Source organism: Streptomyces sp. NPDC037126, from assembly GCF_055605965.1.
Map to the genome: position 1 here is coordinate 32,973 of NZ_JBVJTD010000021.1, position 25,015 is coordinate 57,987.

Consider the following 25,015-nt stretch of genomic DNA (forward strand, 5'->3'; position numbering starts at 1 on the left):
GGAAGAACATCCTCTTCCTCATGACCGACCAGCACCGGGCGGACACCCTCGGCGCGTACGGCAACGGTCTGGCGCACACCCCCGCGCTGGACCGGCTCGCCGCCACGGGCACCCGCTTCGACCGCTGGTACACACCCACCGCGATCTGTACGCCGGCCCGGGCCAGTCTGCTGACCGGCCAGGCGCCGTTCCGCCACCAGGTGCTCGCCAACCACGAGCGCAACGTCGGCTACGTCGAGGACCTGGCCGAGGGACAGTTCACCTTCTCCCAGGCCCTGCGGGAGAACGGCTACAACTGCGGCCTCATCGGCAAGTGGCACGCCGGCCACCGGCGTGCGGCGGCCGACTACGGCTTCGACGGTCCCGACCTGCCCGGCTGGCACAACCCGGTGGACCACCCCGACTACCTGGCCTACCTCGACGAACGTGGTCTTCCGCCCTACGAGATCAGTGACCGCATCCGCGGCACGCTGCCCAACGGCGGGCCGGGCAACCTGCTCGCCGCACGGCTCCACCAGCCGGTCGAAGCCACCTTCGAGCACTACCTGGCCACCCGTGCCATCGAGCAGCTCGAACGCTACGCCGCGGACCGTCGCGAGCGGGAGAAACCCTTCTTCCTCGCACTGCACTTCTTCGGGCCGCACCTGCCGTACGTCCTGCCGGACGAGTACTTCGACCTGGTCGATCCGGCACAGGTGGAGCTTCCGCGGTCCATCGCGGAGACCTTCCAGGCGAAGCCACCGGTGCAGCGCAACTACAGCGCCCACTGGACCTTCGACACCATGCCGATCGAGACGACGCGCAAACTCATCGCCGTCTACTGGGGGTACGTGGCCCTGATCGACAGGGAGATCGGCCGGGTCATGGACGCCATGGAACGGCTCGGGCTGACGGACGACACCGCCGTGTTCTTCACCTGCGACCACGGCGAGTTCACCGGCTCGCACCGCCTGCACGACAAGGGTCCGGCGATGTACGAGGACATCTACCGCACCCCCGGGCTGCTGCGGGTACCGGGTGCTCCGGAGGGCGTCGTGCGCTCCGAGTTCGTCAGCCTGCTCGACTGCACCGCGACCATCCTGGAGCTGGCCGGCATCGATCCCGGGCCCGCGGTCGACTCGCGCAGCCTGCTGCCGCTCGTGCACGGGGAGACGGTGGACTGGGAGGAGGACATCGTCTGCGAGTTCCACGGCCACCATTTCCCCTACCCGCAGCGCATGCTGCGCGAGGACCGGTACAAGCTGGTGGTCAACCCGGACTCGGTCAACGAGCTGTACGACCTGCGATCCGACCCCGACGAGCTGCTCAACGTCTACGCCCATCCGGAACAGGCGGAGGTCCGCTCACGGATGATGCGCCGTCTGTACGAGGTGCTGCGGGAGCGCGGCGACAACTTCTACCACTGGATGACGTCGATGTACGACGTGGGCGAGGTGGGGTACGACCCGACGCTGAGCGGCCTGGACGAGTCCACCTACCACCGGCAGCGGGCATGAGGCGAGACGCACCCCGCTCCTGCTGCGCCCCGGCGGCGCAGGTGCCCGTCGGCATCGGCCCCCCTCCGGTCCGCGGCCACCAGGTCCGCGCGCGCTCCACCCGAAGGCAGGTGCACCTGCCCGGCGGTGAGTTCGCCATGGGCGACGGTTTCGGCGAGGGTTATCCGGCCGACGGCGAGACACCCGTGCACGCCGTACGTCTCGACCCGTTCCACATCGACGAAACCGCCGTCACCAACGCCCAGTTCGCCACCTTCGTCAAGGCGACCGGGCATGTGACGGACGCCGAGCGCTTCGGATCGTCGGCGGTCTTCCATCTCGTGGTGGACGCCCCGCCCGCCGACGTCCTCGGCAGCGCCGCCGGAACCCCGTGGTGGATCAATGTGCGGGGTGCCGACTGGCGCCGTCCCGAGGGTGCCCGGTCCGACGTCACCGGCCGGCAGAGCCACCCCGTCGTCCACGTGTCCTGGAACGACGCCGTCGCCTACGCGCGGTGGGCCGGCAAGCGCCTGCCCACCGAGGCCGAGTGGGAGTACGCCGCGCGGGGCGGTCTCGCGGGCCGCCGTTACGCCTGGGGGGACGACCTCACCCCGGACGGGCGGTGGCGCTGCAACATCTGGCAGGGCAGCTTCCCGCACACCAACACGGCCGAGGACGGCTACCTGACCACCGCCCCCGTGAAGACGTACCGCCCCAACGGCTTCGGGCTGTGGAACACCGCGGGCAACGTGTGGGAATGGTGCTCCGACTGGTTCTCCCCCTCCTACTACGCCCACTCCCCCCGGGAGAACCCGCACGGTCCGCAGAACGGAACCACACGGGTCATGCGTGGCGGCTCCTACCTGTGCCACGACTCCTACTGCAACCGCTACCGAGTGGCGGCCCGCTCCAGCAACACACCGGACTCCTCCTCGGGAAACCTGGGCTTCCGCTGCGCCAACGACGCTTCCACGAGAGACCGTCCCTGACCCGCCGCGGGCCCCCGGGTGGTGGCGGGCTAGCCGACGCGCAGGCTGTCGATGTTGATGCTGCCGGAGTCGTTCGGGCCGACGGACAGTTGGACCGTGTCGCTGCCGGCCGGGAGGCTGACGTTGGCGGCGACCGTCGTCCAGGTGTCCCAGCTGCTGGTCGTCGGCAGCGAGAGCTGCTGGGTCGAGCCCCCGCCACCAGACTGACCGTCCGGGTCACCGCCTTGTACGGCGGGTTCTGCCCACCGGTCGAGTTGGCGTACCGGACCGTCACCGGGTAGGTGCCGGCCGTCGGTACCGACACCACGGCGGTGATGGTGGCCCCGGTGTAGAGGTTGCCGACGAACCCCTTGCCGGTGAAGCCGGCGTGGTCCGAGGCCGTGGAGGCGCCTCCGCCGAGAACCGCGCTCTCGGCCTCGACGGTGGTCCCGAGCGCCACGGTTCCCGCCGTGACCGTAATACCGGCCGTGGACACGCTGGAGTCGACGGCGTTGCCGGCGCCCGACCAGGTGGTCCTGGCGGTGAGCGTGACACGGCCGGCCGGCTGGCTGGACGGTGCCGTGACCGTCCAGGTGTCGGTGGCGGTGGTCCCCTTCGGGACGCTCGTCGCGACCGACTTCGGCGTGGCCTTCCAGCCACTCGGCAGCGACAGCTGTGAGTTCACCTTCGCGGCATCCGCCCCGCCGAGGGACTTCAGGCTCAGGGTGACGGTGGCGGAGGACCCCGGCGTGATGGTGCCGGGTGCGCTGAGCGCGGTGGCGACGTCGGCGGGCGGACGCGTCGGGCACGCTCAGCTCGGCGACGGCGGCCGGCGCACCGCCGGAGAACGTGAGGCGCACGGCGCCGGCGGACACCGGGGACCAGGTGGCGTCGAGGTTCCCGGTCGACGGGACGGAACCACCGGCGACCTGCTGCCAGCCGCCGGACGACGTCTGCGCCTGGACGGTGTAGGAGGCCGGCCGGGTCGCTCCCCAGACCACGTCGGCGTGTCCGGTCGACGCCGTCCGGGCCAGCTGGACCGTGTACGACGAACTGGTGCCGGTGGCCGTCCAGTTGGTGGCGGTGTTGCCGTCCACGGCCGCGGCCGGCGGGTTGACGGCCCCGGACGTGGTGGCGGTCGCGGTCTGGCAGCGGACCAGGTTGTCGCTCGGGGTCAGATCGGGCCGGGCGGTCCTCAGGGTGACCGTCTGGCCGTTGGTGAGTGTCTGGGTGCCGGCCGGCGAGGCGAGGGTGAGGGAACCGCCTGACGCGAGGGTGACGCTGGTCGTCGCGGGCCCGATGTCCACGTTGACCGTACGGCCCCGGTACTGCAGACCGTGGATGCCGACCCCGTCCGCCAGCTGCGGCGGGAGGGTCGGGGCGAGCGTGAGTGCGTTCGCGTTCCACCGCAGGCCGCCGAACCCGTAGGCGAAGGTCTGCAGGAACCCGCCGGCGCCGGTGGCGAAGTCGAACGCGGGGTTGGACTGGCCGCGGACGGCTTCAGGTACTGGGTCTCGTTGAACTGGTTGTACGCACCGCGCAGGAAGGGCAGGTAGGAGTTATGGAACAGGGTGTAGTCCAGACAGCCCGGTTGCGCCACCTGTGCCGCTATCACCGACTCGACCGACGCGGTCATCGCCGGGCCGCCCGGGTCGGTGACCGGCATGTAGCGGTCGAGGTCGGCGGCCGCGACGGCGTTGTCGGTGACGTAGCCGAACGGGTAGGTCATCAGCACGGTGTCCGCCTGCTTGACCTTCTGATCGGTGTATCCGGGGTATTCGGCGTGGGTGCCGTCGTCGGAGGCGGCGATGTACATGTGCGCGGCGACGTCCGACCAGGCCGCGTCCGGGTTGACGCCGAGCGCCTTGGCCGCGGCGACGGCGTCCCGCAGCGCGACGACCGCCCCGGCGTTCGTCGCGGACTCGTCGTCGACGTTCGAGGTGTACTCGTCGGGGCCGGTCACTCCCTTGATGTGGTACGTGCCGTCCGACTGCTTGGTGACGCGGCTGGCCCAGAACGCCGCGATGTCCTTGAGGACGGGGTAGCCGTAGCTGCGCAGCCAGTCCGTGTCGCCCGTGGCCTCGTAGTACTCCCACTGGGCGAGAGCGATGTCCGACTGGAGGTGGTCCTCGTAGTGGCTGCACCTGGCCAGCCCCCCGCAGGTTCCGCTCGGCCCGTTGTCCCAGGCCCACGAACCGCCCTGGTAACCGGCGGCCGCCGCGTTCTACTCGGCCGCCTTGATGGTGTTGTAGCGGAACATCACGAGGGACCTGGCCAGTTCCGGGTGGAGGGCCAGCAGGGACGGGAACATCCAGGTGTCGGCGTCCCAGAAGATCTCTCCGGCGTAGTTGTCGCTCGACAGGCCGGCCGGCGGGATGCTGAAGTCCACCCCGGCGCGCAGGCTGGCGTACAGCAGGTAGGAGGAGCTGGTGACGGCGTCCTGCGCCGAGGCCTGGTCGCCCACCGTGATCTGCGGCTTCCACAGTGCGGCCCAGTCCGTGTCGTTGGCGGACACCAGGGAGTGCCAGCCCGTCGCGACAGCCTGATCGACCGTGTCGTGTGCGACGGTCAGCGGGGTGCCGGCGTCGTTGGACGTCGAGATTCCGACGTACTTGGTGAACGTGTACGTCGATCCGGCCTGCACCGGCACGGTCCACTGCTCGCCCACGGTGCCCGGGGCGGCGTCGGGTTGCACCGCGGTGCGCTGGGACACCGTGACTCCCGGGCCGGCGACCAGCCGGGCGGCTTCCGCGACGTCGGTGTTGCGTCCCGGCGTGGTCAGCTGGACGGTGGAGGCGTCGGTCGAGGTGTCCACGGCGCGTGCGGTCGGCGTGATCCGCTGGGCGCCGCTTCCGTTGAGCAGCGAGGTGACCGAGAGGCTCCCGGTCCACGACGGCTTGATGGTCGCCTGCACCTGGCCGAGGTGCATCCGGTTGCGGTTGGCCAGCACGGTGTAGGTCACGTCGGCGGACTGCCCCGTCGCCGGAGTCCAGACGAACGAGGTGGTGACCGTGCCCGTGCTCATGTCCAGCGACTGCTGGTACCGGCTGATCTGGCCGGCCGCGACGCCGGGGTCGAGCACCTGCCCGGCCGCGCCGAAGGAGAGGTCCGACCACGTCGGCAGCGTGGAGATGTAGTCGGAGTTCTTGGCCTTCTCGTAGACACCGGCGACCAGTGCGGTGGTGGAACGGTCGTTGTTGAGTGGCCAGTTGCCTCCACCGAGGTGACCCTGGTAGCCTGCGCCGATCGCGGGCAGACGCTGCGCGAGGTAGCCGTTGCCGACGAACGACTGCTGGGTGTAGTCGGAGGGCGCGTAGCTGTCGTTCACCACGACCGCCGTGCTCGCCGGCGTGGCCTGGGCCCTCGGGAGCAGCATCGCGCCGGCCATCAGCAGCGAGGCCACCGCCGCCGTCGTCAGTCTCCTGGCCTTCGCGTTCCTGTCGCGCCGCAGTCCGCCGCTCACCGAGCCCCGCCTTCAAAACGTCCCGACACGGAAAGGGCGGACAGCCGACAGAACGAGACCGGACAGGTGCGCCTGCGCCAAGGATGCGCTCGGCTGCCGTCGGCGGACCATGGGCGAAGAGGCACCCGGACGGGCAGCCTCCTCGCGGTGGGCCGTGCGTTTCCCACAAGGCGTCAGGAGGATCCTCCACACGTGGCGGCGCCCCCGGCCCGGTGCCCTGACCCGGTGGGTGCCATGACCGGGCGCAGCCCCCGAGAAGTCCGGTGCAGGCGAGCCAGTGGACGTCGCCGCGCAGGGTGCCGAGAACGCCGTCGCATCCGTGCCTCATTCCGTTCGCGACATGGTGCGGCTCGGTCGGGCACGTGGCGGGGTGCCGGTGCACATGCGCATCGGGTCCGCGGCGCCGTCCCAGCCGGGCAGGATCAGCGTGTGCCTGCCCAGTCTCGGATCGTTCAGGAGCTCGTCCCTCCGTAGGCTCCCGGCGTTCTGCAACGTGAGGTTGTACGTCACGTGGCTGCTGTCGAGGGGAGGCCACGGCGCCTGGAGCCGTTCCCAGAGGTCGAGCCCGCGCGGGCCGTGGTCCGCAGGCCGATGGGCGTCGGAGTAGAAACGGATCCTGGTCCCCCAGGGGATCGCGACGGTTCTCATCTCCGGCGGGGCGAACGCCGGGTCGATGTCCATTTCTCCGTGCCCCAACAGGGCATACCCCATCCCGATCACCTCCGAGTTCGCTGCGACTCTAGGAGGCGGCCGTTCCGCACGGTCACCGGTCGCCGGGCAGGCGTCCGGGCAACCCCGCTGCCTGTTGGGACGGGAGCGGGTACGGGTCCCGCACGACTTGGTACACATGGGCCACGAGCGTCCACGGCGTCCGGTGGACGCGGTCAGTGCTCACGCCCCTTGAGCAATTCCGGCCATCGGATTCCGCCGCTGCCCGCGCCCCGGAACCGTGATCCGGCGGTTTTCCAGCCAGTGGGAGTAGTCCCCGCAGGGCATTTACCACATCGTGAACCGTGAGGGACCTCCCCCGGTTCACGTCGAGAGCCCGGGTGGACAGCCACCAACCGCCCGGTAAACATGAGTTCGAAATACAGGGGGCACAGGACAGTTCGGTCCGCCCCGGCGGCACCCGGTCCCCGAACCGTGCCGCGGCTCGTTCCCGCACTTCACCCATGAAGGAAGACCGCCATGAGCTTCGGCGATCCGCACAACCACCCCACCCAGCCGGGGTCCCCTCCCGGCTACGACTACGGCTATCCGCAGGCTCCTTCGGCCCCCGGTCAGCCGGGCGGCCACCCGAGCTACCCCGGCCACCGGGCCGCCCCCGCGACGCCGCGGTCGATGCCCGGGCTGATGGTCACCGCGCGGGTCTTCCTCTACATGGTGTCGGCCGCCCAGATACTCATCGGTGCCATGCTCGGCGTGGGCGCGGCGGCGCTCAACGGCGCCTCCGACGCCGGCGAGAACGAGTTCGGCACCAATCCGCTGTCGGACCTCGGCCACGGCAGTGCCGTCATCGCCCTCCTCATCGCCCTGTTCTTCCTCGGGCTCGCCGCCCTGTCGATCGTCCTGGGCGTGAAGCTCGGCCGCGGCGGCCAGGGCGTCCGCATCACCACCATGGTCTACGGCGCTCTGGGAGTGCTGGCCGGCTTCGCGTTCCTGATCGGGGCAGGGGGATCCACCGGCGGACTGCTGTGGTCCTTTCTCTGGATCGTCATCGGCGGCGTGATGACGGCGGCGATGGCCGTGCCGTCCGGCGTGGCCTGGTTCAACCGTCCGCGCCCCTGAGACCGCGAGCCGCCGCAGACCGCCTCGCCCTGCCCGGTGCAGACAGCCGGCCACACCGTTCGTCCACCGGCGCGCACCGTGCTCCGGCGAACGACACGGGACGGCCGTACCGAAACCCGCAACGCCGCACCGCCGCAACGCGCGATAGTGCCAGCCCGTGGACCGGGCGGGAGGTCCCATGTCAGTCGTACCGCCCGGCGCCGGGAACACATCCCGGCACCGTCGCCCCGCTCCCGGACACGGCGACGCCCCTTCGCACACACCCCGTTCGACGCGAAGTCCCGTCCGCGCCGCACACCCGGGCGCCTCGTAAGACACCCGGCCCTCCGGTTGCGTCCTGCCGACCGTGCGGTGCTGTGGCTGTACCTGCTGACCCGGGCAGGCATCTGGATCACCGCGTACTGCACCCGGTGGCTGTTTCCCCCCGACGGCGCGACAAAGTCGCCGGACAAGGTCCTCGCCCCCTTCCAGCAGTGGGACTGGGGCTTCTACCTGCGCATCGCCCGGGACGGCTGCTTCCCCGGCCGAGCAGGTCCCTGGCAGACCGGCTGGGACAACCGCGAGGCCTTCTTCCCCGGATTCCCGCTCCTGCTCCGAGCGGTCCACGCCGTCGTCCCCTCCTGGACCCTTTCCGGGCTGCTGATCTCCTTCGTCGCGGGCGCCGTCGCCGTCCTCGCCCTGTCCCGGATCGCCGAGCTGCACCTGGCCGAGTGGGGCGCCGGCCGACGCACCGTCCAGTTCTTCCTTCTCTCCCCCGGCGCGATCTTCCTGGCCGCCGCGCTCGCCGTCGACTTCGTGCTGAGCGCCCGCGGTGCCGGCCGTCCTCTACGGCTGATTCCTCCACGCGCACACCGGCGACTGGGCGGCCTGGCAACACGCCCAGGCACGCGGCTGGTACCGCATCCCGCACACTCCCTGGGAGACCTGGGGCAACACCTGGCACCAGGCCTTCGGACACATCGAGACCACGAACTCCGCCTTCATGTCGCAGGCCGAACTCCTCGCCATGCTGGTGGGGTTGTGCGTGCTCGGTCTGATGATCCGGCAGCGCCGCTGGGCCGAGGCCACATACATGGCGCTCACGCTGTGGGCCCTGGGCACGTCCTACTGGTACATGTCCGTCCCCCGCTCCACTCTCCTGTGGTGGCCCCTGTGGACGGCGCTCGCCGCCTGGAGCCTGCGCAGGGCGTGGATCAAGACCGCGTACCTGTCCGTGGTCGCGCCCGTGTCGACCGTCTTCGCCCTCACCTTCCTGTCGGGACGCTGGGCCGGCTGACGGCCCGCACGTCGCCCGGGGAGCCGGCCGCGCGAGTGGTGCCGCCGCACCGCCCCGCGACAGCGGGCAGGTGCCCCGGGGTCAGGCGGGGACACGGTACGACGGCCCCGCACCCGGGTCTCCCGACAGCAGGACCGGAGCACTCAGCGCAGTGCGCTCTTCCCCTGCCATGCGGCCCACGACAGATTCCAGTCGCCGAAGCCGTTGCCCGGCGCCACCACGCCCTTGGTGTCCTTGCCCTCGATCTCGAACGGGTCACCCGGCAGGACGTGCTGGTAGAGCCAGGACGCGTCGGCGTTGCTCATTCCGATGCAGCCGTGACTGCGGTTGGCCTTGCCCAGGTAGGCGGCGTTCCACGGTGCGGCATGCGCGTACATCCCCGACCAGGTCAGCCGCATCGAGTAGTGGACCTTCTGGTCGTAGGTGTGGCCGAGGCCCACGGTCTCCGAGTTCATCCTGACCGTGCCCTCCTTCGCCACCACCACCGCGGTGCCGTGCCAGGAGCGCGTGTCCTTGCCGGGTGTGCCGCCGGACACCGGGATGGTCCGCACCGTCCTGCCGTCGCGCACGACCGTGAGCCGGTCGCTGTCCAGGTCGGTCTTCATGACCTGGCTCCTGCCGATGGTGAAGCTCGTCGTGTAGTCCCGTACGAACCAGCCGCCGTCGGTGCCCGAGTCGGTGCCGTTCAGTTCGGCGTCCAGGGTCACCTTCGTGCCGGGCTCCCAGTACGTACGGGGCCGCCAGTCCACGCGGTCCCTCCCCGACCAGTCCCGCAGCCAGCCCCAGGACCCCTCGGTGCCGTTCGACGTGGTGATCCTGAGCTGCTTCTCGACCTCGGCCTTGTTCGTCACGGGACGGTCGAAGACGAGCGAAACGGGCTGGGCCACGCCGACCGTGCCGCCGGTGCCCGGCCGCCAGTCGACCTTGTTGACCAGGGCCGCCCGCGCCGTGGCGAAGGAGGCGCGGGCGGTGCCGGTGGTGCCGTCCCCGGCCCGGGTCGCCGCCCGGACCCGGTAGTCCGTGCCGGGTGCCGCCTTGCGGTCCGAGCTCCACCGCGTGCCGTCGGCCGAGAGCCGGCCCGTCAGACGGACACCGCCGGTCCCGGTCACCGTGACGGAGGTGAGACGTCCGCCCCTCGCGGTGACCTGTACCGGCTCGCCCGCGGAGGCGTGCTCCCCCTTGGGTGTGACCGAGATCTTCACCGTGTGCCCGCCCTTTCCCCCGTCGGCCGCCGACTTGGGTGCGGTGCCCGACGAGCAGCCGGCCAGCGTGACCGACAGCACCACGGCGGCGGCCGGCACCCCGACCCGGGCACGGACACGTATGCGCTTCATCTGGACTCTCCATGACTGCGAAAGGGACCGGAGCCGAGCGGCTGTCAGGACTGTAGGACCGGAAAACCGCAGGTGACCGGCTTCACCGACACCGTGACCACGACCGCGTCGGAACGGTCATCGTCCGGTCACACGGCCCGCGCGGGACGGTCACGGGCCGCTGTGAGCATCTGCTGCGTTCCGTGACAGCACATAGAGACCGCACAGAAACAGCGAGGTGCCGCCGTGTCAGCGCTGCTCGTCTCGTCCAGCCGTGACCGCGGGCACCAGGCCGTCCGTCTGGAGTCCGTCACCCCCGACGTCTACCGTGCCTTCCTCGCGTCCCGCGCCGGAGCGGCTCTCGGTGCCAGCTTCCTGCAGTGCCCGTCCTGGGCGGCGGTCAAGGACGGCTGGCACACCCTGCTGCTGGGCTGGGGGCGGAACCCCGGCGCCGGCGAGCTCGACGGCGTCGCGCTGGTACTGCTGAGGCAGTTCCCCGGCACCCGCAAGTACTTCGCCTACCTGCCCGAAGGCCCCGTAGCCGACTGGACGGCCCCGCTGGACGGCTGGCTGGACCCGCTGCTGGACCACCTGCGCGCCGAGGGCGCCTTCGCCGTGCGCATCGGCCCCTCGCTGACGTACCGGCACTGGGACGCTGCCAGGCTCAAGTCGGCGACCGGGCCGGGCAGACGGCTCTGCGACACCCTGGCCAGTGAGGTCGATCCGCTGGGCACCGCGGTCGCGGAGCAGCTGCGCGACCGCGGCTGGCAGCGTTGCGGCGACGGCACGGCCGACCTGCCGGCGGACGCCCAGCCCCGTCATGTCTTCCGCGTCCCACTCGCCGGACGCGGCACCGACGACCTGTGGGCCGGTCTCAACCAGGAGTGGCGGCGCAATGTGCGGCGGGCGCGCCGGGAGGGCGTCGAGGTGTCGGTCGGCCGCATCAACGATCTGCCGCACTTCTACCGGCTCCTGAGGATCACGGAGGAGCGCGACGGATTCCGGCTCGGCCGGTCGCTCGCGTACTACCAGCGTCAGCACGCCGCGTTGAACGCCGAGGAGCCGGGCCGGATGAAGCTCTACCTGGCCCGCCTGGACGGGGAGATCCTGGCCGCCCACACGATGATCACGGTGGGCCGCCGGATCTGGTACCAGACCGGAGCCTCCGCCGACCACCGCCGCGAGGTCCGGCCCTCCAACGCGCTGCAGTGGCAGATGCTGGTCGACGCCCACGCGCACGGCGCGGACGTCTACGACATGCGAGGGGTGGGCACCACCCTCGACCCGGACGAGCGCGGGTTCGGACTGATGCGCTGGAAACTCGGCACCGGCGGCCAGGTCGTGGAGACGCTCGGGGAGTGGGAGCGCCCCCTGCCCGGCATGACCAACCAGACCCTCTACCGCGCGTTCCAGACCTACATGGCCCGCCGATGACGGCGGCCGGGCAGAGCATCGGCGGGGACTCCCCCACCCCCGGCGAGCCGGGCACGGCCGGCCCACGTTCCGCCGTGGACGCGGTACCCGGGCCGGGCCGGCGGCGGCGCCGGACGCGGCGCGCACGATCCTCCACGCTGCGCAGCGGTGCCGTGATGGCCGCCGGTTCGCTGGTCTCCCGGGCCACCGGCTTCGCCCGGGCCGCCGTGGTCGCGGCCGCGATCGGCACCATCGGCCCGACGGCCGACGCCTACGCCGTGGGCAACGCCCTGCCGACGATGATCTACACGATGCTGCTCGGCGGCGCGCTGAACGCGGTGTTCGTGCCCGAACTGGTCAAGGCCGCCAAGACCCACGAGGACGGCGGTGCCGCCTACACCGACCGGCTGCTCACCGCCTGTGTCGCCGGCCTGGTGGCCATCACCGCGGCGGCGGTCTGGGCCGCGCCCGCGATCATCGGCGCCTACACGGACTACTCCGGTGCCCAGGCGGCCATGACGGTCGCGTTCGCCCGCTACTGCCTGCCACAGATCTTCTTCCTCGGACTGTTCACCCTGCTGGGGCAAGTGCTCAACGCCCGTGACCGGTTCGGCGCGATGATGTGGACGCCCGTCCTCAACAACGTGGTCGTCATCACCGTCTTCGGTCTCTATCTCACGGTCACCGCGCACCGCTCCGGACCGCTCACCGGGGCCGAGACCGCACTGCTCGGCTGGGGCACGACCGCCGGCATCGCCGTACAGGCGCTCGCCCTCGTCCCCGCGCTGCGCGCGGCCCGCTTCCGCTGGCGGCCCCGCTTCGACTGGTACGGCAGCGGCCTGGGCCACCCGCTGCGTTCCGCGGGCTGGCTGGTCCTGCTGGTACTGGTCAACCAGGCCGCCTACTGGGTCACCACCCGGCTGGCCACCGCCGCCGGAACGGCCGGCGGCCCCGGCTACAGCGCGTACACCAACGCCTACCTGGTGTGGTCCGTGCCCCAAGGGATCATCACCGTCTCCCTCGTCACCGCGCTGCTGCCGCGGATGAGCGCGGCAGCCGCCGACACGGACACCGCGGCCGTCCGGCGCCACGTCTCCTACGCGCTGCGTGTCAGCGCCGCCGGCATCGTTCCGGCCGCCTGCCTGCTGTTCGCCGTCGCCCAGCCGCTGATGTCCCTCTTCTTCGCCTACGGCAGGACCAGTACCTCGGACGCGGCGGCGATGGCCGGTGTCCTGATGGCCTTCGCACCCGGTCTGGTCGCCCTGTCCGGTCAGTACGTCCTGTGGCGTACCTTCTACGCCCTCTCCGACACCCGCACCCCCTTCCTGCTCAACCTCGTGATCGCGGGCCTCAACGCCGCGCTGTCCCTGGTCGCCTACGGGCTGCTGCCGCCGCGCTGGGCCGTGACGGGGATGGCCGCGGCCTACTCCGTGGCGCTGTGGACGGGCTGGCTGGTGACCGGCCGGGTGCTGGGCCGCCGCCTCGCCCTCGCACGGCCGCTGAGGTCCTCCACCGTCGCCGCCCAGGCCCGGCTGCTCCTGGCCGCGGTGCCCGCCGCCGTACTCGGCCACCTGGCCGCACAGGGCGCGGAGCCGGCCGGGGCACTCGCGGCGGTCGCGGCCGGGACCAGCGCGATAGTGCTTTCCTTCACATTGCTCGCCCGCCCGCTGCGGCTGGACGAACTGCTTACACTCCTCACCGGTGCCCGTCGGCGAGTGACCAGGCGCTGACCACCCGAGGAGAAACAGATGCCTCGAATCCTGCTCATAGAAGACGACCCGTCCATCCGAGAAGGGGTCGAACTCGGCCTGCGCAGGCGCGGCCACACCGTGCGGTCCGCCACGACGGGCGAGGTCGGCCTGGCCGCCCTGAACGACTTCCATCCCGACCTGCTGCTGCTCGACCTGATGCTGCCCGGGATGAACGGCGTCCAGGTCTGCAGGCGCGTGCGCGAGCAGAGTCAGCTGCCCGTCATCATGCTCACCGCGCGCGGCGACGACTTCGACGTGGTCGTGGGTCTGGAGGCGGGCGCCGACGACTACATCGTCAAGCCGGCCCGCACCGACGTGATCGACGCCCGGATCCGCGCGGTGCTGCGCCGCATCGAAGCCCCCGGTCCGGGCCGCCCGGTGGTCGAGGTGCACGGCGACCTGGCGATCGACCGGGTCGGCCTGACCGTCAGCAGGGAGGGGCGGCCGGTCGCGCTCGCGCCTTCCGAGCTGAGACTCCTGCTGCACCTCTCCTCCGCGCCGGAGCAGGTGTTCAGCCGGCAGCAGCTGCTGGAGCACGTCTGGGAGCACAGCTACCACGCCGACGCTCGGCTGGTCGACGCGTGTGTCCGGCGGCTTCGCAACAAGATCGGGGACAGCGCGGGCTCCCCCCGGTACATACAGACGCTGCGCGGTTTCGGCTACCGGTTCGGGCCCCTGTGAGCACGCGGGACGCGCGCCGCCGACGCGGGCCGACCGTGCTGTTCGGACTGCGCGTCCGGCTGGTGTCCGCGTTCCTGCTGATCGCCGCCGTGAGCGCCTGCACGACCGCCGCCCTCACCTACCGTGAGGCCCGCAACTCGCTGCTGCAGACGACGCAGGACACCGCGGTCTCCTCGTTCCGCCAGCAGGTGCAGCGGACAGGTCTCACGATGCCCGTGCAGGCCGACCCCCTCCGGTCCGCCCTGCGGAACATCGCCGGCAGCAGCAATCCGCACCCCTGGGTGGTCTTCGCCGAGTACGGCTCCCTCCGCGTCTCCTCCGGTGACCGGCCCGTGTCCGCCGTGGTCAGCACCGAGCTGCGCCGCGCAACCGCGACCGGTACCCAGGGCAGCTTCCAGCGGGTGATCAAGGACGGCAAGCCCTATCTGGCCATCGGGATGCCCGCCGTCCTCGCGACCGGCTCCGGCGGGACGCTGCCCAGCCGGGTCGTCTTCTACGCCGTGATGGAACTGACCGCCGAACAGACCAGCTCCCGCGCGCTGTTGACCGCGGCCCGGGACGGTGCCGTGCCCGGCCTCGCCCTCGCCCTCATCCCCGCGCTGCTGACGGCGCGCAGTGTGCTGCGCCCGGTCCGTGACCTGCGGCAGGCGGCGCACAGCATGGGCAGCGGACGGCTCGGCACCCGTATCCCCGTCCGCGGCGGTGACGAACTCGCCCAGCTGGCCCGCACCTTCAACGACTCGGCGAGCCGGCTGGAGCGAACCGTGCACGAACTGCGCGAGGCCGAGGCGCGCGCCCGCCGCTTCGCCTCCGACGTCTCGCACGAACTGCGCACCCCGCTCGCCGGCATGCTCGCCGTCACCGACGTCCTCGACGAGGACGCCGACCTCCTGGACCCGGACACCGCGCGGGCGGTACGGCTGGTCAGTGCCGAGACCGGCAGACTCGCCGTGCTGGTCGAGGACCTGATGGAGATGTCCCGCTTCGACGCCCGTGCGGCCGAGCTGAACTCCGACGAGGTCGACCCGGCCGAGACCATCGTGAAGACCCTGCAGAATCGCCACTGGACCGACGGCCGTGTACGCACCGAACTGGCCGCCGGTCTGCGGGCCCGCCTCGACCCGCGCCGTTTCGACGTCGTGATCGCCAACCTGGTCGGCAACGCGCTGCGCCACGGAGGTGCGCCCGTCACCGTCCGGCTCCGGGTGGACACGGCGCCTGGCCGGGGTCCCTCGCTGGTCACCGAGGTCCTGGACAGCGGCCCCGGAATCAGCGCCGAGGTGCTGCCGCATGTCTTCGACCGCTTCTACAAGGCCGATGCCGCACGGACCCGCTCGGCGGGCAGCGGACTCGGTCTCGCCATCACCCTGGAGAACGTGCGGCTGCACGGAGGGACGATCCGGGCGGCGAACCGGCCTGGCGGCGGTGCGGTGTTCACCGTGGAGATACCGCTGCACAGGCAGGAGGCCGAGGCATGAGAAGCGTGCGGAGCGGACGGGCGGTGGAGGCGTGGGTGCCGGGCGGACGGGCGGTGAGGGGGCCGGTGCCGGGGGACCCGGGCGGACGGGTGCCGGGGCGTGCGGCGGTGGCCGGGGTCCGGCGCTGCGCGCGGATCCTGCCGGTGGCCCTGCTGCTCGCGGGGTGCGGCATACAGCAGACGGACGTCGTCAGCGCGGGCGCCCCCGCCACCCTCAACGCCGTCCCGGGACCGGGTGGCGGAACCGTGCTCTTCTTCCGTGCCCCGGACGGCCGGCTCGCTCCCGTTCCCCAGCCCGGCGGCGGCATGATGGGGCAACGCTCCGTGGATGCGGCGGCGGAAGTGGCGCTCCAGCTCCTGCTCCGGGGACCGGGGCCGGACGAGACCGCGGCGGGACTCGGCACGGCACTGCCCCGCGCCGCCGGTGGCAGCACCGTGCACGTCAGCCTCTCCGGGAATGCGGAGACGGTGATCAGCCTGCCCATCCCGGTGCGCGGACTGAACAGGACCGCGCGCAACCAGCTGATCTGCACGACCGCGTACGCCGTCGACGGCCGGGAACGGACGCCGGTGGTGATCATGGGGCGTGACGGCCGCACTTCCGCCGACACCTGTGACCTCGGTGTCCAGGGCGGAACCCGTCCGCCGCAGGAGGGGCCGAGTACCGAGCCTCCCGTACAGGCGCACTGAGGGCTCCCCCGGATGTCCCGCCGGGAGCGGGCCGGGGAGCGGTCAGGCCACCGGCGGCCCGGTGATGGGCCGGCCGTCCCTGTCGTAGGGCCAGACATTGACCGTGCAGCCGTGCAGCCCCTTGATCTGCTGCATCATCACCGGTGCCGGCTTTCCCGGACCGGGGCATGTCTCATGGTCGTGCCCGAGGAAATGCCCCACCTCGTGGTTGATGATCAGGGCCCGGTACGCCGGGATGTCGTGTGCGTAGTACTGGCTGCCCTCGTCCCAGCGCTTGAGGTTGACCATGACGTCCTGGCCCACGTCGCAGTTCAGCTCACCTCCTGTGTCCAGCCCGGACTCCCCGCAGATGTGGTCCACCGTCCCCGGCGTGGCGAGCCGGATGCGGAAGTCGGAGACCGCGCCGGACACCCGGCGGAAGCCGGTCCTCCCGTCGGCCGTCCACCCCCGGGGGTCCCTGAGCACCCGGTTGACCACGACCGCGAACTCGGCCGGCGAGATTCCGATGCCGTCCTCCACCTGGACCCGGTAGGTGAGGACCCGTTCCGTCCCGCCGAAAGCGGCCCCGCCGCCCGGGGCGGCCTCGAAGGTCCCCGGCCCCGACGAGGGGATCACCGGTTTCTTCTTCTCTTCCCGCCCTTGCCCGCCGTTCTTCCGGGCCTTCGTGTCGTCACCGGCCGTGGACCTGTCGGGTGCGGGATCGCGCGCGTCGGCTCGTGAGGCACGCACTGTGGACGACTTCCTGACCGCGGCGCCGCCGTCGCCGGACTCCTCCATGTGCAGCAACCAGGGGAACGCTCCGGCGAGCAGCAGCACGAGGCCGAGTCCCACCCAGAAGCCCCGGCGCCTGCCCTTTTGGCGACGGGCGCGGCGTCCCTTCCCGCGGCGATGGGCCGCGGGAGGCCGCGAGGGGACCGATCGGTGCGCAGTCATGAACGCGCAGCCTGCCCGCGCCGTGTGACCGGACCCGGATCGCCTTCCGACCGTTCTGTAACAGCGGAGGCGGCGTGCCGCCGGCCCGGCCGTCGTCCCGGCGTCACGTCCGGGCCGGCGTGGGCGCTTCCCGCAAGGACTAGTATTCGGCCATGGAACGGCGTCTGCAGACGCGGCTGTGGCACACCGAAGCCGTGACGGGTGCATAGGGCACCGATGGCCGGCGTCGACGACACCATGTTCGTGGGACGTGTCTGTGAACTGGACCGCATGGACCGCTGTCTGCGCGAGGCCCGGTCCGGCACGGCTTCGAGCGTGCTGATCCGGGGCGCACCGGGCATCGGGAAGACCACGCTCGTACGTCACTGGGTGGCGGGGCTGGCTCCCGGGGAGCAGCAGGTGCTCCGCGCCGCCTGCGACCCGTCCGAGCAGGACGCCGCGTTCGGTGTGATCGGGCAGCTGGTGTCCCGCGTGGCGCGCACCGCCCTGAACCGGTTCGCCCTGCTCACAGGGGTGATTCCCGCGACGGCGGAGCCGTTCCAGGTGGGTGCGGAGCTGCTGGGGCTGCTGGGGCTGCTGGGCGAACTGCAGAACCGGGGACCGGTGCTGCTGATCGTCGACGACATGCAGTGGGCCGATCGTCCCTCCGCCCAGGTGCTGGGGTTCGTGCTGCGCCGCCTGGAGGCCGACGCGGTCCTCACCGTGCTGCTCGCCCGCAGCGTCCCGGAGGCCGGCCGGGCCGGGGAGCCGGACCTCTCCCGCCTGGTCGCCAGTACGCCGCGCAGCTGTGAGCTGACTCTGAACGGGCTGGAGTCCACCGAGGTGCGGGAGCTGGCCACGCAGGCCTACGGCCGTCCCGTCGGCGCCGGGACGGCCGAAAGGCTGCGGAAGCACACCGAAGGCCACGCCCTGTACCTGCAGACGCTGCTCGCGGAGTTCCCGATGGAGCGAGTGGCCCGTCAGGGCGACTCGCTGCCGGTGCCGACCTCGCTGGCCCAGGCGCTGCGCGGGCAGTTGGAGGCCCTGCCCGCCCCGGCGCGCAGGGTGGTCGAGGGCATGGCCGTGCTCGGCGGCCGGGTGCCGCTCGCCACCGCCGCCCGCGTGGCCGACGTGGCGGAACCCGACGCGGCGCTCGAATCCCTGCTGGCCCAAGGCCTTGTGCGCTGGTGGCCCAGCCGGCCGTCCCCCGTGGTCGAGATCAGCCATCGGTTGCAGCGTGAGGCGATCCTGGACGCCACCTCGCCCGGTCGCCTGCGGACACTGCACGCGACCGCCGCGACCCTCGTCCCCCGCTCCGCCTCCTGGGCACACAGGGTCGCGGCCACGCCCGGCGGCGACGCCGGTCTCGCCCGCGAGCTGGAGCAGGCCGCCGCCGAGCACCACGCGGCCGGTGAAGCGGTGAAGTGCGCGACCCTGCTGCTGTGGGCCGCGGAGGTGGAGCCCACGGGGGCGGAGCGGGAACGCCTGCTGCTCACCGCGGCGGCACGTCTGCTGTGGGCCCAGCAGTACACACGGGTGGAGACGCTCCTGACGAAGGTGCGGGCGGCCGCGCCCTGCCCGTTGCGGAGCCTGGTACTGGGCGGGTACGGCACGCCCCGCGGCTCGCTCGGCGCCGCGGACATGCTCACCGAAGCCCTGGAGGGCGGGCGGGCGACCGATCCCGGAGCGGGGTTCGTGCGGGCCATGGCCGGCACCTGGCTCGGGATCGAGTACGTCCTGGACGGGCATGCGGGCAAGGCGGTTCCCCTGCTCCGGGACGTGCTGGCGGACGGCTTCCTGGAGCCGCAGCTGGCGCCGTGGACGGCCGGCGCCCTGGGGCTGGCCCGGAGCTATTCCGACGGTGCGCGCGAGGCCCTGGGCGAGTACGACACCTTGGTGCAGAAGGGCCGGCCGCGCTCCGCCGCGGAGCAGGCCCTGCAGCGCGCGTACCGCGGAATGCTGCAGATGTGGGCCGGAGACCTCGCCGACGCCCAGCACGAACTCACCGTGGCACTGGAGGCGGCCCGCACCAACGGCTACGCCGTCACCTCGGAGTTCACCTACGCCAATCTCGCGGCCTCACAGTATTTCCTCGGTCACTGGGACGAGGCCGCGATCAGTGCCGGGCTCGCCCTCGCCATCTGCGAGGCCGAGGAGAAGCCGTGGGCGTTCCCGTACGCGTACTGCATCGCCTCGTGGGTGCCGGCAGGGCGCGGGCAGTGGCAGCGGGCCCACGAACTCGTCCAGTCCTCGTATCAGTGGTCAAGAGCCGTGCGGCCGGCGCACGGGCTTCCGACAGCCGCCATCGGGCAGGCCGTGCTGGCCCAGGCCCGGGGCGACTACTCCGGAGTGCTCGCCGCGCTGCAGACCGTCCTGACGGCCGAGCCGGACACGGGGCCGTTGTCCAGTCGGACATGGTGGCAGCCGCTGTACGCGGAAGCGCTGATCGCCACGGGTGACCTGCCCGGTGCCGCCGTGGCGCTGGACCGTCTGTCGGAACTGAGCGGCTCCGCTCCCTCGATGCGCACCGCCGTGGCCTGGCTGTCCGGCCGACTGTCGGATGCCCGCGGGAATCCCGGGCGGGCCCGCGCCATCTTCGAGGAGGGACTGGCCCGTCCCGCCGCCGCCGACGATCCGCCCCTGCACCGGGCGATGCTGGCGCACAGCCACGGCCGGTTGCTGGCCCGGACGGGAGAACGCGTCGGGGCGGCGAAGTACTTCGCCCAGGCCCGGGGCGGCCTGGAGGCGCTCGGTGCCCAGGCCTTCCTGCGGCGCTACCGCGACGAACTGGCGGTCCCGGCCACCGCCGGCCGCCCCACCGGTGGTGGCGCGCTGTACGAGGCCGAACTCACCGACCGCGAGCGGGACATATCCCAGCTCGTCAGCCAGGGACTCACCAACCGGGAGATCGCCGCGAGGCTGTTCATCAGCAGCAAGACGGTCGAGTACCACCTCGGCCACATCTACCAGAAGTTCTGCCTCACGGGGCGGCGCGAGCTGCGCGACCTGATACAGCAGGGGCGTTCACCCCGCGTCTGAACAGCCCGGCTCGGCGCCGGTACACGGTGGCTTCCGCCGGGGCGCTTTGGGTGCGGTCACGACCCAGCGCTCGGCCCGCGTGAGCACTTCCGGGAGCGTACCGGCCGGCGACGGCACGGCACATGGGCACGACCGGGCTGACGAAAAACGGAGGAACGGGCACGAAGGGCGTGCACGGCGGGCCGTGAGCGCCGTCTGGGCAGATCATCCGCCCGCGGGCCGACGACGACCGCGGGGCTCGCAGCGGTGCGGGGAGCCTAGATTGTGCTTGATCGGCACTGGGACCGGTCCCGCTCCGGCGCCCCGGCCGCCGCCATCCCTCGGTCGGGGCGCCGGCGGCTGACGCCACAGCAACGATTGCCTCGCGTCGTCGGTATCCCGGGCCGGGCCCGTTGGTACCGCTCACCGACACGGAGGTATCTCTCTCCCGACGGAGAACACCGCCCCATGATCGACGTCCCCCCACCCCGGGCACGCCCGCACGCACCGGCGAACGCCTTCATGCCCGTCCCCGGCTGCTGGATCTGCACGGCGCTGCACACCACCGCGGACGCGGCCTGGCGCGGCGAGGACGGCCTGTCCCTGCGCACCTGGCTGACCGTCACGGCCAGCGGCATGAGCCACCGGATGACGGCCCACGGCCTGCCTCCGGCGGACAGCGGAGCGCGGGGCTGACCGGTGGGCCGGTGGCCAGGCACGCGTGCCGGGCCCGGCGTTGCCGGGCGGGCGGCAGCCGCGGACTGCCGCCCGTCATGGCTCAGTTCTGGGGGGCCAGCTTGCCGACGGCGTGGACCTCCATGATGTCGCCGGTGTTGAAGAAGCTCCACGGGACGGTGAAGTAGCCGCCGTCGCCCCAGCTGGTGCCCCAGCTGTTCTCGATCTTCACGCCCTGGCCGCTGTAACCGACGATGGTCACCTCGTGGCCTCCGATGACCGGGTCGCTGGAGGAGTCTCCGGGCAGGTAGCTGTAGTCCGAGGCGGTCTGGGAGTTCAGGTGCCTGAAGCTCTCGTGGACCTGGAAGCCGATCACCACGGGCTCGCCCTGGGATACGGCGTTCTCGATGGCGGATCTGGCGGAGTCGCCGCTGGTGGGCAGCTCGTCGAAGCCCGACAGCTTGTACTGGGCCGCGTTGGCGCGCTCGTTGTCGTCGGGCTGGGTCGTGTAGTCCTCGGTGCCCTGCCAGTAGTCGTCCTGGGTGTCGATACCCTGCTGCTGCTCCATGGGGAGCGCGACGCTCGCGGTGGTGCCCTGGTCGTCGCCCCGGGCGATCTGCGAGTAGATGTACATGGGGGCCATCGGGGGCCCGCTGATGCCCTGCTCGTTCATGACGATGCCGTACGCCGAGTACCCGGTGGCCCACGCGACGCAGGCGCCGACGGTGCCCTGGTCGCCCGGGGAAAGGGCATACTGGCTCAAGTCCGCGCTCTCCGGGGCGGCTTCGGACCGCTTGAACACCGGCTGCGCGCCTTCGTGCAACACCCGCTTGAGGGCGTGCCTGCCGCGCAGTGCGTTCAGGTCGAGGCCGAGTCCGTGCTGGGCGTGGTGGGCGTGTGTGGCGGTTCGGCCGGTGGCGGCGGACGCGGTGGTCGCGGCCACGGCGGGGGTAAGACAGGACAGTGCGACTGCCGCGGCAAGGCCGACGGCTATGTGCGAGCGCATGGTTCGGGCTCCTTGGCACGAGTGGGGGGACAGACCCGAGTGCAGGTGGGGGGACGCGGGACATGTGTTCCGAAGCGACTCCGCCCTGCCGGGCCCGCCTTCGGTCGCCGAGGAACTTACCGGTGGTTACATGCACCTGTCATGACGTGCGCATGACAATGCCCGAAGGGGCAGCGGCGGCCCGCTCCCCGGCGCTCACGCGATCGGACCCGGACTTCCCCTGCCGGCAACGGCACTTGGGCATCAGACCGGGGTGACCCGGTCGATGAGGTGCCGCACGCGTTCGTCGAGCAACTGCGCGGCCCGGGGGGTGCACGTGGCGAGCGCCATCATGCTCGCCACGACCACGTCGCACAGCTCCGTGTGGACGTCGTCCCAGGTGTGGGAGACGCCCTTGCGCGGGTTGGCCCCCGTCGCGCCGTGCATCGCCTCGGCGACCTCGCCGACCTCCTCACTGATCTTGAGGACGCGCCACAGGCGTATGTCTCCTGCCAGTTCGGGGTCGGCGTGCGTGTCCAGCCAGTGCCGCAGGTGTTCCACACGGGCCCAGAGCGTGTCCTCCACCGGGAGCCTCCTTCTGTCGTGGGTCGGGTCTTGGCCGTTGGTCACGGCGCCGGGCAGGCGCCGGGCGCCAGAGCCGGGACATGTTCCTGGAACTCGCGCGTCCACTGGAGGATGTCCCGCATGATGTGGTGGTTCTGGTTCGGGCGCAGCGCTCCGTACTGGAAGAACATCACGCCCTCGCTCGGCCAGCCGAGCACGGTGAGCCGCCGGTCCACCCCGCCGTCACGACGCACCGGGTGGAACTCCTCGGTGAGGTCGAGACCGCCGGGGGCGAAGTCGGGTTCGCCGGCACCGGGGTTGCGCCAGGTGCGGACGAGGCCGCGCCTGAGCAGGTTCGGGTAGAGCGGGAGGACGTCGTTCGCGGCGTCGAAGGGGTGGACGCGGGAGTCGACCAGGACGTCGACGGGCAGCGTGGCACCGGTGACCGCGCCGCGCACCACGAAGCGCCCGGTGCACTCGTCCGGCGTCACGTCCGCCTCCGGTCCGGCCGACACGTCGACGAGACCGTGCCGGACCAGCGCGCGGACCTTCTCCATGACACCGAGCGCCGATCCGTTGACCAGCCGGTTGAGATGGCGCATGAAGACATCGAGGAAGTCCCGGTGCGAGGCCGCGTGAAGCCCGCCGAAGTCGACGGCGTGCGCGAGCACGGACCGCAGGTCGCGCCAGACGCTGTCGGCCGCCGCCTTGGCCGGGTTGTCCAGGTTGCCCTGGACGGCCCAGCGGTGGTCGAGGTCGAGGAAGTCGAGCATCGCCGCCCGGTACTCCTCGGGACCGGTGAAGGAGTCACGGGCGATGGGGCGGATGAGGCGGTCCCAGGAGAAGCGATGGCCGCGGACGTGCTTCGGGTGGCGCCACGGCGACTCGCAGGCCGCGACGGCGTCCGCGACCCGCGTGGGCGGTCCGCCGAGCCGCGCGGCGATGCCGTCGGCCTGCCCGGCGCCGAAGACCACCTCCAGGAAGCGGCGCAGCGCAGCCTCGGTGCCCGGTTCGCGCGCCTCGGCCTCGGTCAGTGCCAGCTCACCGGCGAGCACCGCGTCGACCGTCCGCGCCGTGCGCTCGAAGAGGGCGTCGAGCGGGGCGAGCAGGCGCCGCACGGAGGCGTCGGACCCCCCTGTGCCACCGCCGTCGGCGAGGAAGGCGTCGCAGACGGGCCGGAGCGCCGCTTCGAGACGGCGGCCGAACGCGTCGCCGAGCAGGCTGGTGCAGTACACGTGCGCCATCTCCAGAACCACGACGGGCAGGACGTGGTCGCGGAAGTCGAGCTGGCGCTGCTCGCGGCCGCAGACCGTCACCGGCCCACGGCCCGCGCCGCTGCGCAGCCGGCGCACCGCGTCCTCGGTGAGGAAGACGCCCCGGCGTTCGAGCTTCCCGGTGTCGCGCTCCTTGGCGTTGAAGGGCCGGGTGAACGTGAACAGTCCGGAACCGCTGAACATGACGATGGAGTCGGGTTCCCGGCCGGACGCCCGGTAGGCGAGGGTGCCGTCCGGCCGCCTGGTGAAGACGCCGTCCCTGCCCTCGGTCAGGTGCAGGATGATGTCGATGCCGGTGAGTCCCATGCCGGCGCAGCCGACGACGGTGCCGGGGCCCGCCTGACCCGGCTCGAACGCGGCCTCCAGCGGGTAGGCGAAGGGCACGAAGGCGGCCGGATTCTGCTCGGCGAACCGGGACCATCGGGACTGCTTCGGGTACCGGTGCGGGGCGTTGGAGGAGTGCCCGGTCAGCAGCAGGACGTGGTCGGCGTCGAGGAGAGGCTCAGCGTCGGGGCCGAGCACGCGGAGGGCGCCGTCGGCCAGTTCCTCCAGGTCGCTCACCTCACTGTGGTGCAACTGCACGCGTACGCCGTCCACTTCCCCCAGCAGCCCGACGTAGCGGCGGAACCGGTCGCCGAGTGCGAGACCGTGGACGTACCGCTTCGGCGAGTCCTCGGCGGTCAGGTCGAAGGCGGGGTCGCCGGTCTCCGCGTATCTGGCGCGGCACCACTGGTGCAGGGTGGGCCGGTCGGCCGGGGACAGCAGGGGGCCGGCGCCGACGACGCTCTCGTCGGCCGCGAACGCCACCTGTCCGGCGATCCGGTTGAGGACGCTGGTGACCGGCTGCTCGGGGCTGTGGACCCGGCCCGCGCCGAACTGCCCCGTGCGGTCGAAGATGTGGATGTCCAGCGGCACCGGCCCGGTGGCGGCCTTGGCCGTCGCGGCGAGCCGGTCGAGGACGTAGGTGCAACTGGGACCGGCTCCGATGACGGCGAGTCGGACGGGACGCATAGGGGGTTCTCCTCGGTCGCGGCGGGGGCCTCTTGGTGGGGCCTCGGGCGGGTGTCGGCCGACGTCGTCGTGGGACGCGGCCGGGGGCGGGCTCGGCGGTGGGGCCCTCGGCGTGGTCGCGCCGGTGTCCGCGGGCATGTCCGCGGACATGCCAGAGCCGTGGGGAGGACGTGCGGAATCGGTGCGTGATCCTTTGGGCACCCGGTTCCGCGCACGGCCGTCACCGCGCCGGCGGCCCCGCTGACGGGTGGCGAGTGCGGTGAGCCGGTGGTGCGGATGTC

The 25,015-nt window shown here is 71.9% G+C and carries 18 protein-coding genes and 3 pseudogenes; 11 read left to right on the forward strand and 10 right to left on the reverse strand.

Annotation, left to right across the window (positions count from 1 at the left end; all coding sequences use genetic code 11):
• Nucleotides 1–20 precede the first annotated feature (20 nt).
• Together ACZ7FF_RS34590 and ACZ7FF_RS34595 are read left to right on the forward strand one after the other, a co-directional pair.
• Nucleotides 21–1,496: a sulfatase-like hydrolase/transferase gene (locus ACZ7FF_RS34590; RefSeq protein ID WP_470817548.1), complete on the forward strand. Its 1,476-nt coding sequence runs from the start codon at nt 21–23 to the stop codon at nt 1,494–1,496.
• Nucleotides 1,493–2,464 (forward strand): formylglycine-generating enzyme family protein, encoded by a 972-nt coding sequence (locus ACZ7FF_RS34595; RefSeq protein WP_470817394.1) that lies wholly within the window; start codon nt 1,493–1,495, stop codon nt 2,462–2,464. The genes ACZ7FF_RS34590 and ACZ7FF_RS34595 overlap by 4 nt, the downstream gene beginning before the upstream one ends.
• 29 nt (nt 2,465–2,493) lie before the next feature.
• On the opposite strand, the gene ACZ7FF_RS34600 is transcribed toward ACZ7FF_RS34595, so the two are convergent.
• The 5 genes and pseudogenes from ACZ7FF_RS34600 to ACZ7FF_RS34620 form a co-directional block, all read right to left on the reverse strand.
• Entirely contained in the window at nt 2,494–3,036 is a 543-nt protein-coding gene (locus tag ACZ7FF_RS34600) for a carbohydrate-binding protein (RefSeq protein WP_470817549.1), read from the reverse strand.
• Nucleotides 2,982–3,197, reverse strand: a pseudogene (locus tag ACZ7FF_RS34605) (NEW3 domain-containing protein); the annotation flags it as partial. The gene ACZ7FF_RS34600 and the pseudogene ACZ7FF_RS34605, both read right to left, overlap by 55 nt.
• 97 nt (nt 3,198–3,294) lie before the next feature.
• Nucleotides 3,295–3,885 (reverse strand): annotated as a pseudogene (locus ACZ7FF_RS34610) (glycosyl hydrolase family 65 domain-containing protein); the annotation flags it as partial.
• A 323-nt stretch (nt 3,886–4,208) separates the two neighbouring features.
• Nucleotides 4,209–5,831: pseudogene (locus ACZ7FF_RS34615) on the reverse strand (glycosyl hydrolase family 95 catalytic domain-containing protein); the annotation flags it as partial.
• A 399-nt stretch (nt 5,832–6,230) separates the two neighbouring features.
• Nucleotides 6,231–6,617 carry a hypothetical protein gene (locus ACZ7FF_RS34620; RefSeq protein WP_470817396.1) on the reverse strand — a complete coding sequence of 129 codons (387 nt, stop codon included), beginning with the start codon at nt 6,615–6,617 and terminating at the stop codon, nt 6,231–6,233.
• Nucleotides 6,618–7,094: 477 nt separating this feature from the next.
• Here ACZ7FF_RS34620 and ACZ7FF_RS34625 point away from each other — a divergent pair, with 477 nt between their 5' ends.
• Together ACZ7FF_RS34625 and ACZ7FF_RS34630 are read left to right on the forward strand one after the other, a co-directional pair.
• Nucleotides 7,095–7,694 (forward strand): hypothetical protein, encoded by a 600-nt coding sequence (locus tag ACZ7FF_RS34625; RefSeq protein ID WP_470817397.1) that lies wholly within the window; start codon nt 7,095–7,097, stop codon nt 7,692–7,694.
• 982 nt (nt 7,695–8,676) lie between these two features.
• Nucleotides 8,677–8,970: a hypothetical protein gene (locus tag ACZ7FF_RS34630; RefSeq protein WP_470817399.1), complete on the forward strand. Its 294-nt coding sequence runs from the start codon at nt 8,677–8,679 to the stop codon at nt 8,968–8,970.
• A gap of 143 nt (nt 8,971–9,113) precedes the next feature.
• Here the strand turns inward: ACZ7FF_RS34630 and ACZ7FF_RS34635 are convergent, their stop codons facing one another.
• Nucleotides 9,114–10,304 (reverse strand): L,D-transpeptidase family protein, encoded by a 1,191-nt coding sequence (locus tag ACZ7FF_RS34635; protein WP_470817401.1) that lies wholly within the window; start codon nt 10,302–10,304, stop codon nt 9,114–9,116.
• A 225-nt stretch (nt 10,305–10,529) separates the two neighbouring features.
• On the opposite strand from ACZ7FF_RS34635, the gene ACZ7FF_RS34640 reads away from it, so the two are divergent.
• Genes ACZ7FF_RS34640 through ACZ7FF_RS34660 form a run of 5 tightly spaced genes read left to right on the forward strand, consistent with a single transcriptional unit; the run spans nt 10,530 to nt 16,295 of the window.
• On the forward strand, nt 10,530–11,717 hold the full coding sequence (locus ACZ7FF_RS34640) for a lipid II:glycine glycyltransferase FemX (RefSeq protein ID WP_470817403.1): 1,188 nt from the start codon (nt 10,530–10,532) through the stop codon (nt 11,715–11,717).
• Nucleotides 11,714–13,426 (forward strand): murein biosynthesis integral membrane protein MurJ, encoded by a 1,713-nt coding sequence (gene murJ / locus ACZ7FF_RS34645; RefSeq protein ID WP_470817405.1) that lies wholly within the window; start codon nt 11,714–11,716, stop codon nt 13,424–13,426. The genes ACZ7FF_RS34640 and murJ overlap by 4 nt, the downstream gene beginning before the upstream one ends.
• A gap of 18 nt (nt 13,427–13,444) precedes the next feature.
• Entirely contained in the window at nt 13,445–14,128 is a 684-nt protein-coding gene (locus tag ACZ7FF_RS34650) for a response regulator (RefSeq protein ID WP_470817407.1), read from the forward strand.
• Complete coding sequence (locus ACZ7FF_RS34655) at nt 14,125–15,606, forward strand: sensor histidine kinase (protein ID WP_470817409.1); 1,482 nt, start codon at nt 14,125–14,127, stop codon at nt 15,604–15,606. Before ACZ7FF_RS34650 ends, ACZ7FF_RS34655 begins: the two co-directional genes overlap by 4 nt.
• Complete coding sequence (locus tag ACZ7FF_RS34660; RefSeq protein ID WP_470817410.1) at nt 15,603–16,295, forward strand: hypothetical protein; 693 nt, start codon at nt 15,603–15,605, stop codon at nt 16,293–16,295. Before ACZ7FF_RS34655 ends, ACZ7FF_RS34660 begins: the two co-directional genes overlap by 4 nt.
• A gap of 42 nt (nt 16,296–16,337) precedes the next feature.
• On the opposite strand, the gene ACZ7FF_RS34665 is transcribed toward ACZ7FF_RS34660, so the two are convergent.
• On the reverse strand, nt 16,338–17,126 hold the full coding sequence (locus ACZ7FF_RS34665) for a DUF3152 domain-containing protein (RefSeq protein WP_470817412.1): 789 nt from the start codon (nt 17,124–17,126) through the stop codon (nt 16,338–16,340).
• Between the two features lie 318 nt (nt 17,127–17,444).
• Between ACZ7FF_RS34665 and ACZ7FF_RS34670 the strand changes: the two genes are divergently transcribed.
• Together ACZ7FF_RS34670 and ACZ7FF_RS34675 are read left to right on the forward strand one after the other, a co-directional pair.
• Nucleotides 17,445–20,246, forward strand: a complete 2,802-nt coding sequence (locus tag ACZ7FF_RS34670) for a helix-turn-helix transcriptional regulator (RefSeq protein ID WP_470817414.1) — start codon at nt 17,445–17,447, stop codon at nt 20,244–20,246.
• A gap of 447 nt (nt 20,247–20,693) precedes the next feature.
• A complete protein-coding gene (locus ACZ7FF_RS34675) occupies nt 20,694–20,921 on the forward strand; it encodes a hypothetical protein (RefSeq protein ID WP_470817415.1) in 228 nt (75 codons plus the stop codon).
• An 82-nt stretch (nt 20,922–21,003) separates the two neighbouring features.
• Here the strand turns inward: ACZ7FF_RS34675 and ACZ7FF_RS34680 are convergent, their stop codons facing one another.
• The 3 genes from ACZ7FF_RS34680 to ACZ7FF_RS34690 form a co-directional block, all read right to left on the reverse strand.
• Entirely contained in the window at nt 21,004–21,906 is a 903-nt protein-coding gene (locus tag ACZ7FF_RS34680; protein ID WP_470817416.1) for a C1 family peptidase, read from the reverse strand.
• A gap of 243 nt (nt 21,907–22,149) precedes the next feature.
• Nucleotides 22,150–22,470 (reverse strand): MazG-like family protein, encoded by a 321-nt coding sequence (locus ACZ7FF_RS34685; RefSeq protein WP_470817417.1) that lies wholly within the window; start codon nt 22,468–22,470, stop codon nt 22,150–22,152.
• A gap of 41 nt (nt 22,471–22,511) precedes the next feature.
• Nucleotides 22,512–24,734, reverse strand: a complete 2,223-nt coding sequence (locus tag ACZ7FF_RS34690; protein ID WP_470817419.1) for an FAD/NAD(P)-binding protein — start codon at nt 24,732–24,734, stop codon at nt 22,512–22,514.
• Between the last annotated feature and the right edge of the window lie 281 nt (nt 24,735–25,015).

What these genes read in the sequence shown, in the direction of transcription:
- ACZ7FF_RS34590 (WP_470817548.1), top strand. Translation starts at nt 21, where the DNA reads ATGACCGACCAGCACCGGGCGGACACCCTCGGCGCGTACGGCAACGGT.
- ACZ7FF_RS34595 (WP_470817394.1), top strand. Translation starts at nt 1,493, where the DNA reads ATGAGGCGAGACGCACCCCGCTCCTGCTGCGCCCCGGCGGCGCAGGTG.
- ACZ7FF_RS34620 (WP_470817396.1), bottom strand. Translation starts at nt 6,617, where the DNA reads ATGGGGTATGCCCTGTTGGGGCACGGAGAAATGGACATCGACCCGGCG.
- ACZ7FF_RS34625 (WP_470817397.1), top strand. Translation starts at nt 7,095, where the DNA reads ATGAGCTTCGGCGATCCGCACAACCACCCCACCCAGCCGGGGTCCCCT.
- ACZ7FF_RS34630 (WP_470817399.1), top strand. Translation starts at nt 8,677, where the DNA reads ATGTCGCAGGCCGAACTCCTCGCCATGCTGGTGGGGTTGTGCGTGCTC.
- ACZ7FF_RS34635 (WP_470817401.1), bottom strand. Translation starts at nt 10,304, where the DNA reads ATGAAGCGCATACGTGTCCGTGCCCGGGTCGGGGTGCCGGCCGCCGCC.
- murJ (WP_470817405.1), top strand. Translation starts at nt 11,714, where the DNA reads ATGACGGCGGCCGGGCAGAGCATCGGCGGGGACTCCCCCACCCCCGGC.
- ACZ7FF_RS34650 (WP_470817407.1), top strand. Translation starts at nt 13,445, where the DNA reads ATGCCTCGAATCCTGCTCATAGAAGACGACCCGTCCATCCGAGAAGGG.
- ACZ7FF_RS34660 (WP_470817410.1), top strand. Translation starts at nt 15,603, where the DNA reads ATGAGAAGCGTGCGGAGCGGACGGGCGGTGGAGGCGTGGGTGCCGGGC.
- ACZ7FF_RS34670 (WP_470817414.1), top strand. Translation starts at nt 17,445, where the DNA reads ATGGCCGGCGTCGACGACACCATGTTCGTGGGACGTGTCTGTGAACTG.
- ACZ7FF_RS34675 (WP_470817415.1), top strand. Translation starts at nt 20,694, where the DNA reads ATGATCGACGTCCCCCCACCCCGGGCACGCCCGCACGCACCGGCGAAC.
- ACZ7FF_RS34680 (WP_470817416.1), bottom strand. Translation starts at nt 21,906, where the DNA reads ATGCGCTCGCACATAGCCGTCGGCCTTGCCGCGGCAGTCGCACTGTCC.
- ACZ7FF_RS34690 (WP_470817419.1), bottom strand. Translation starts at nt 24,734, where the DNA reads ATGCGTCCCGTCCGACTCGCCGTCATCGGAGCCGGTCCCAGTTGCACC.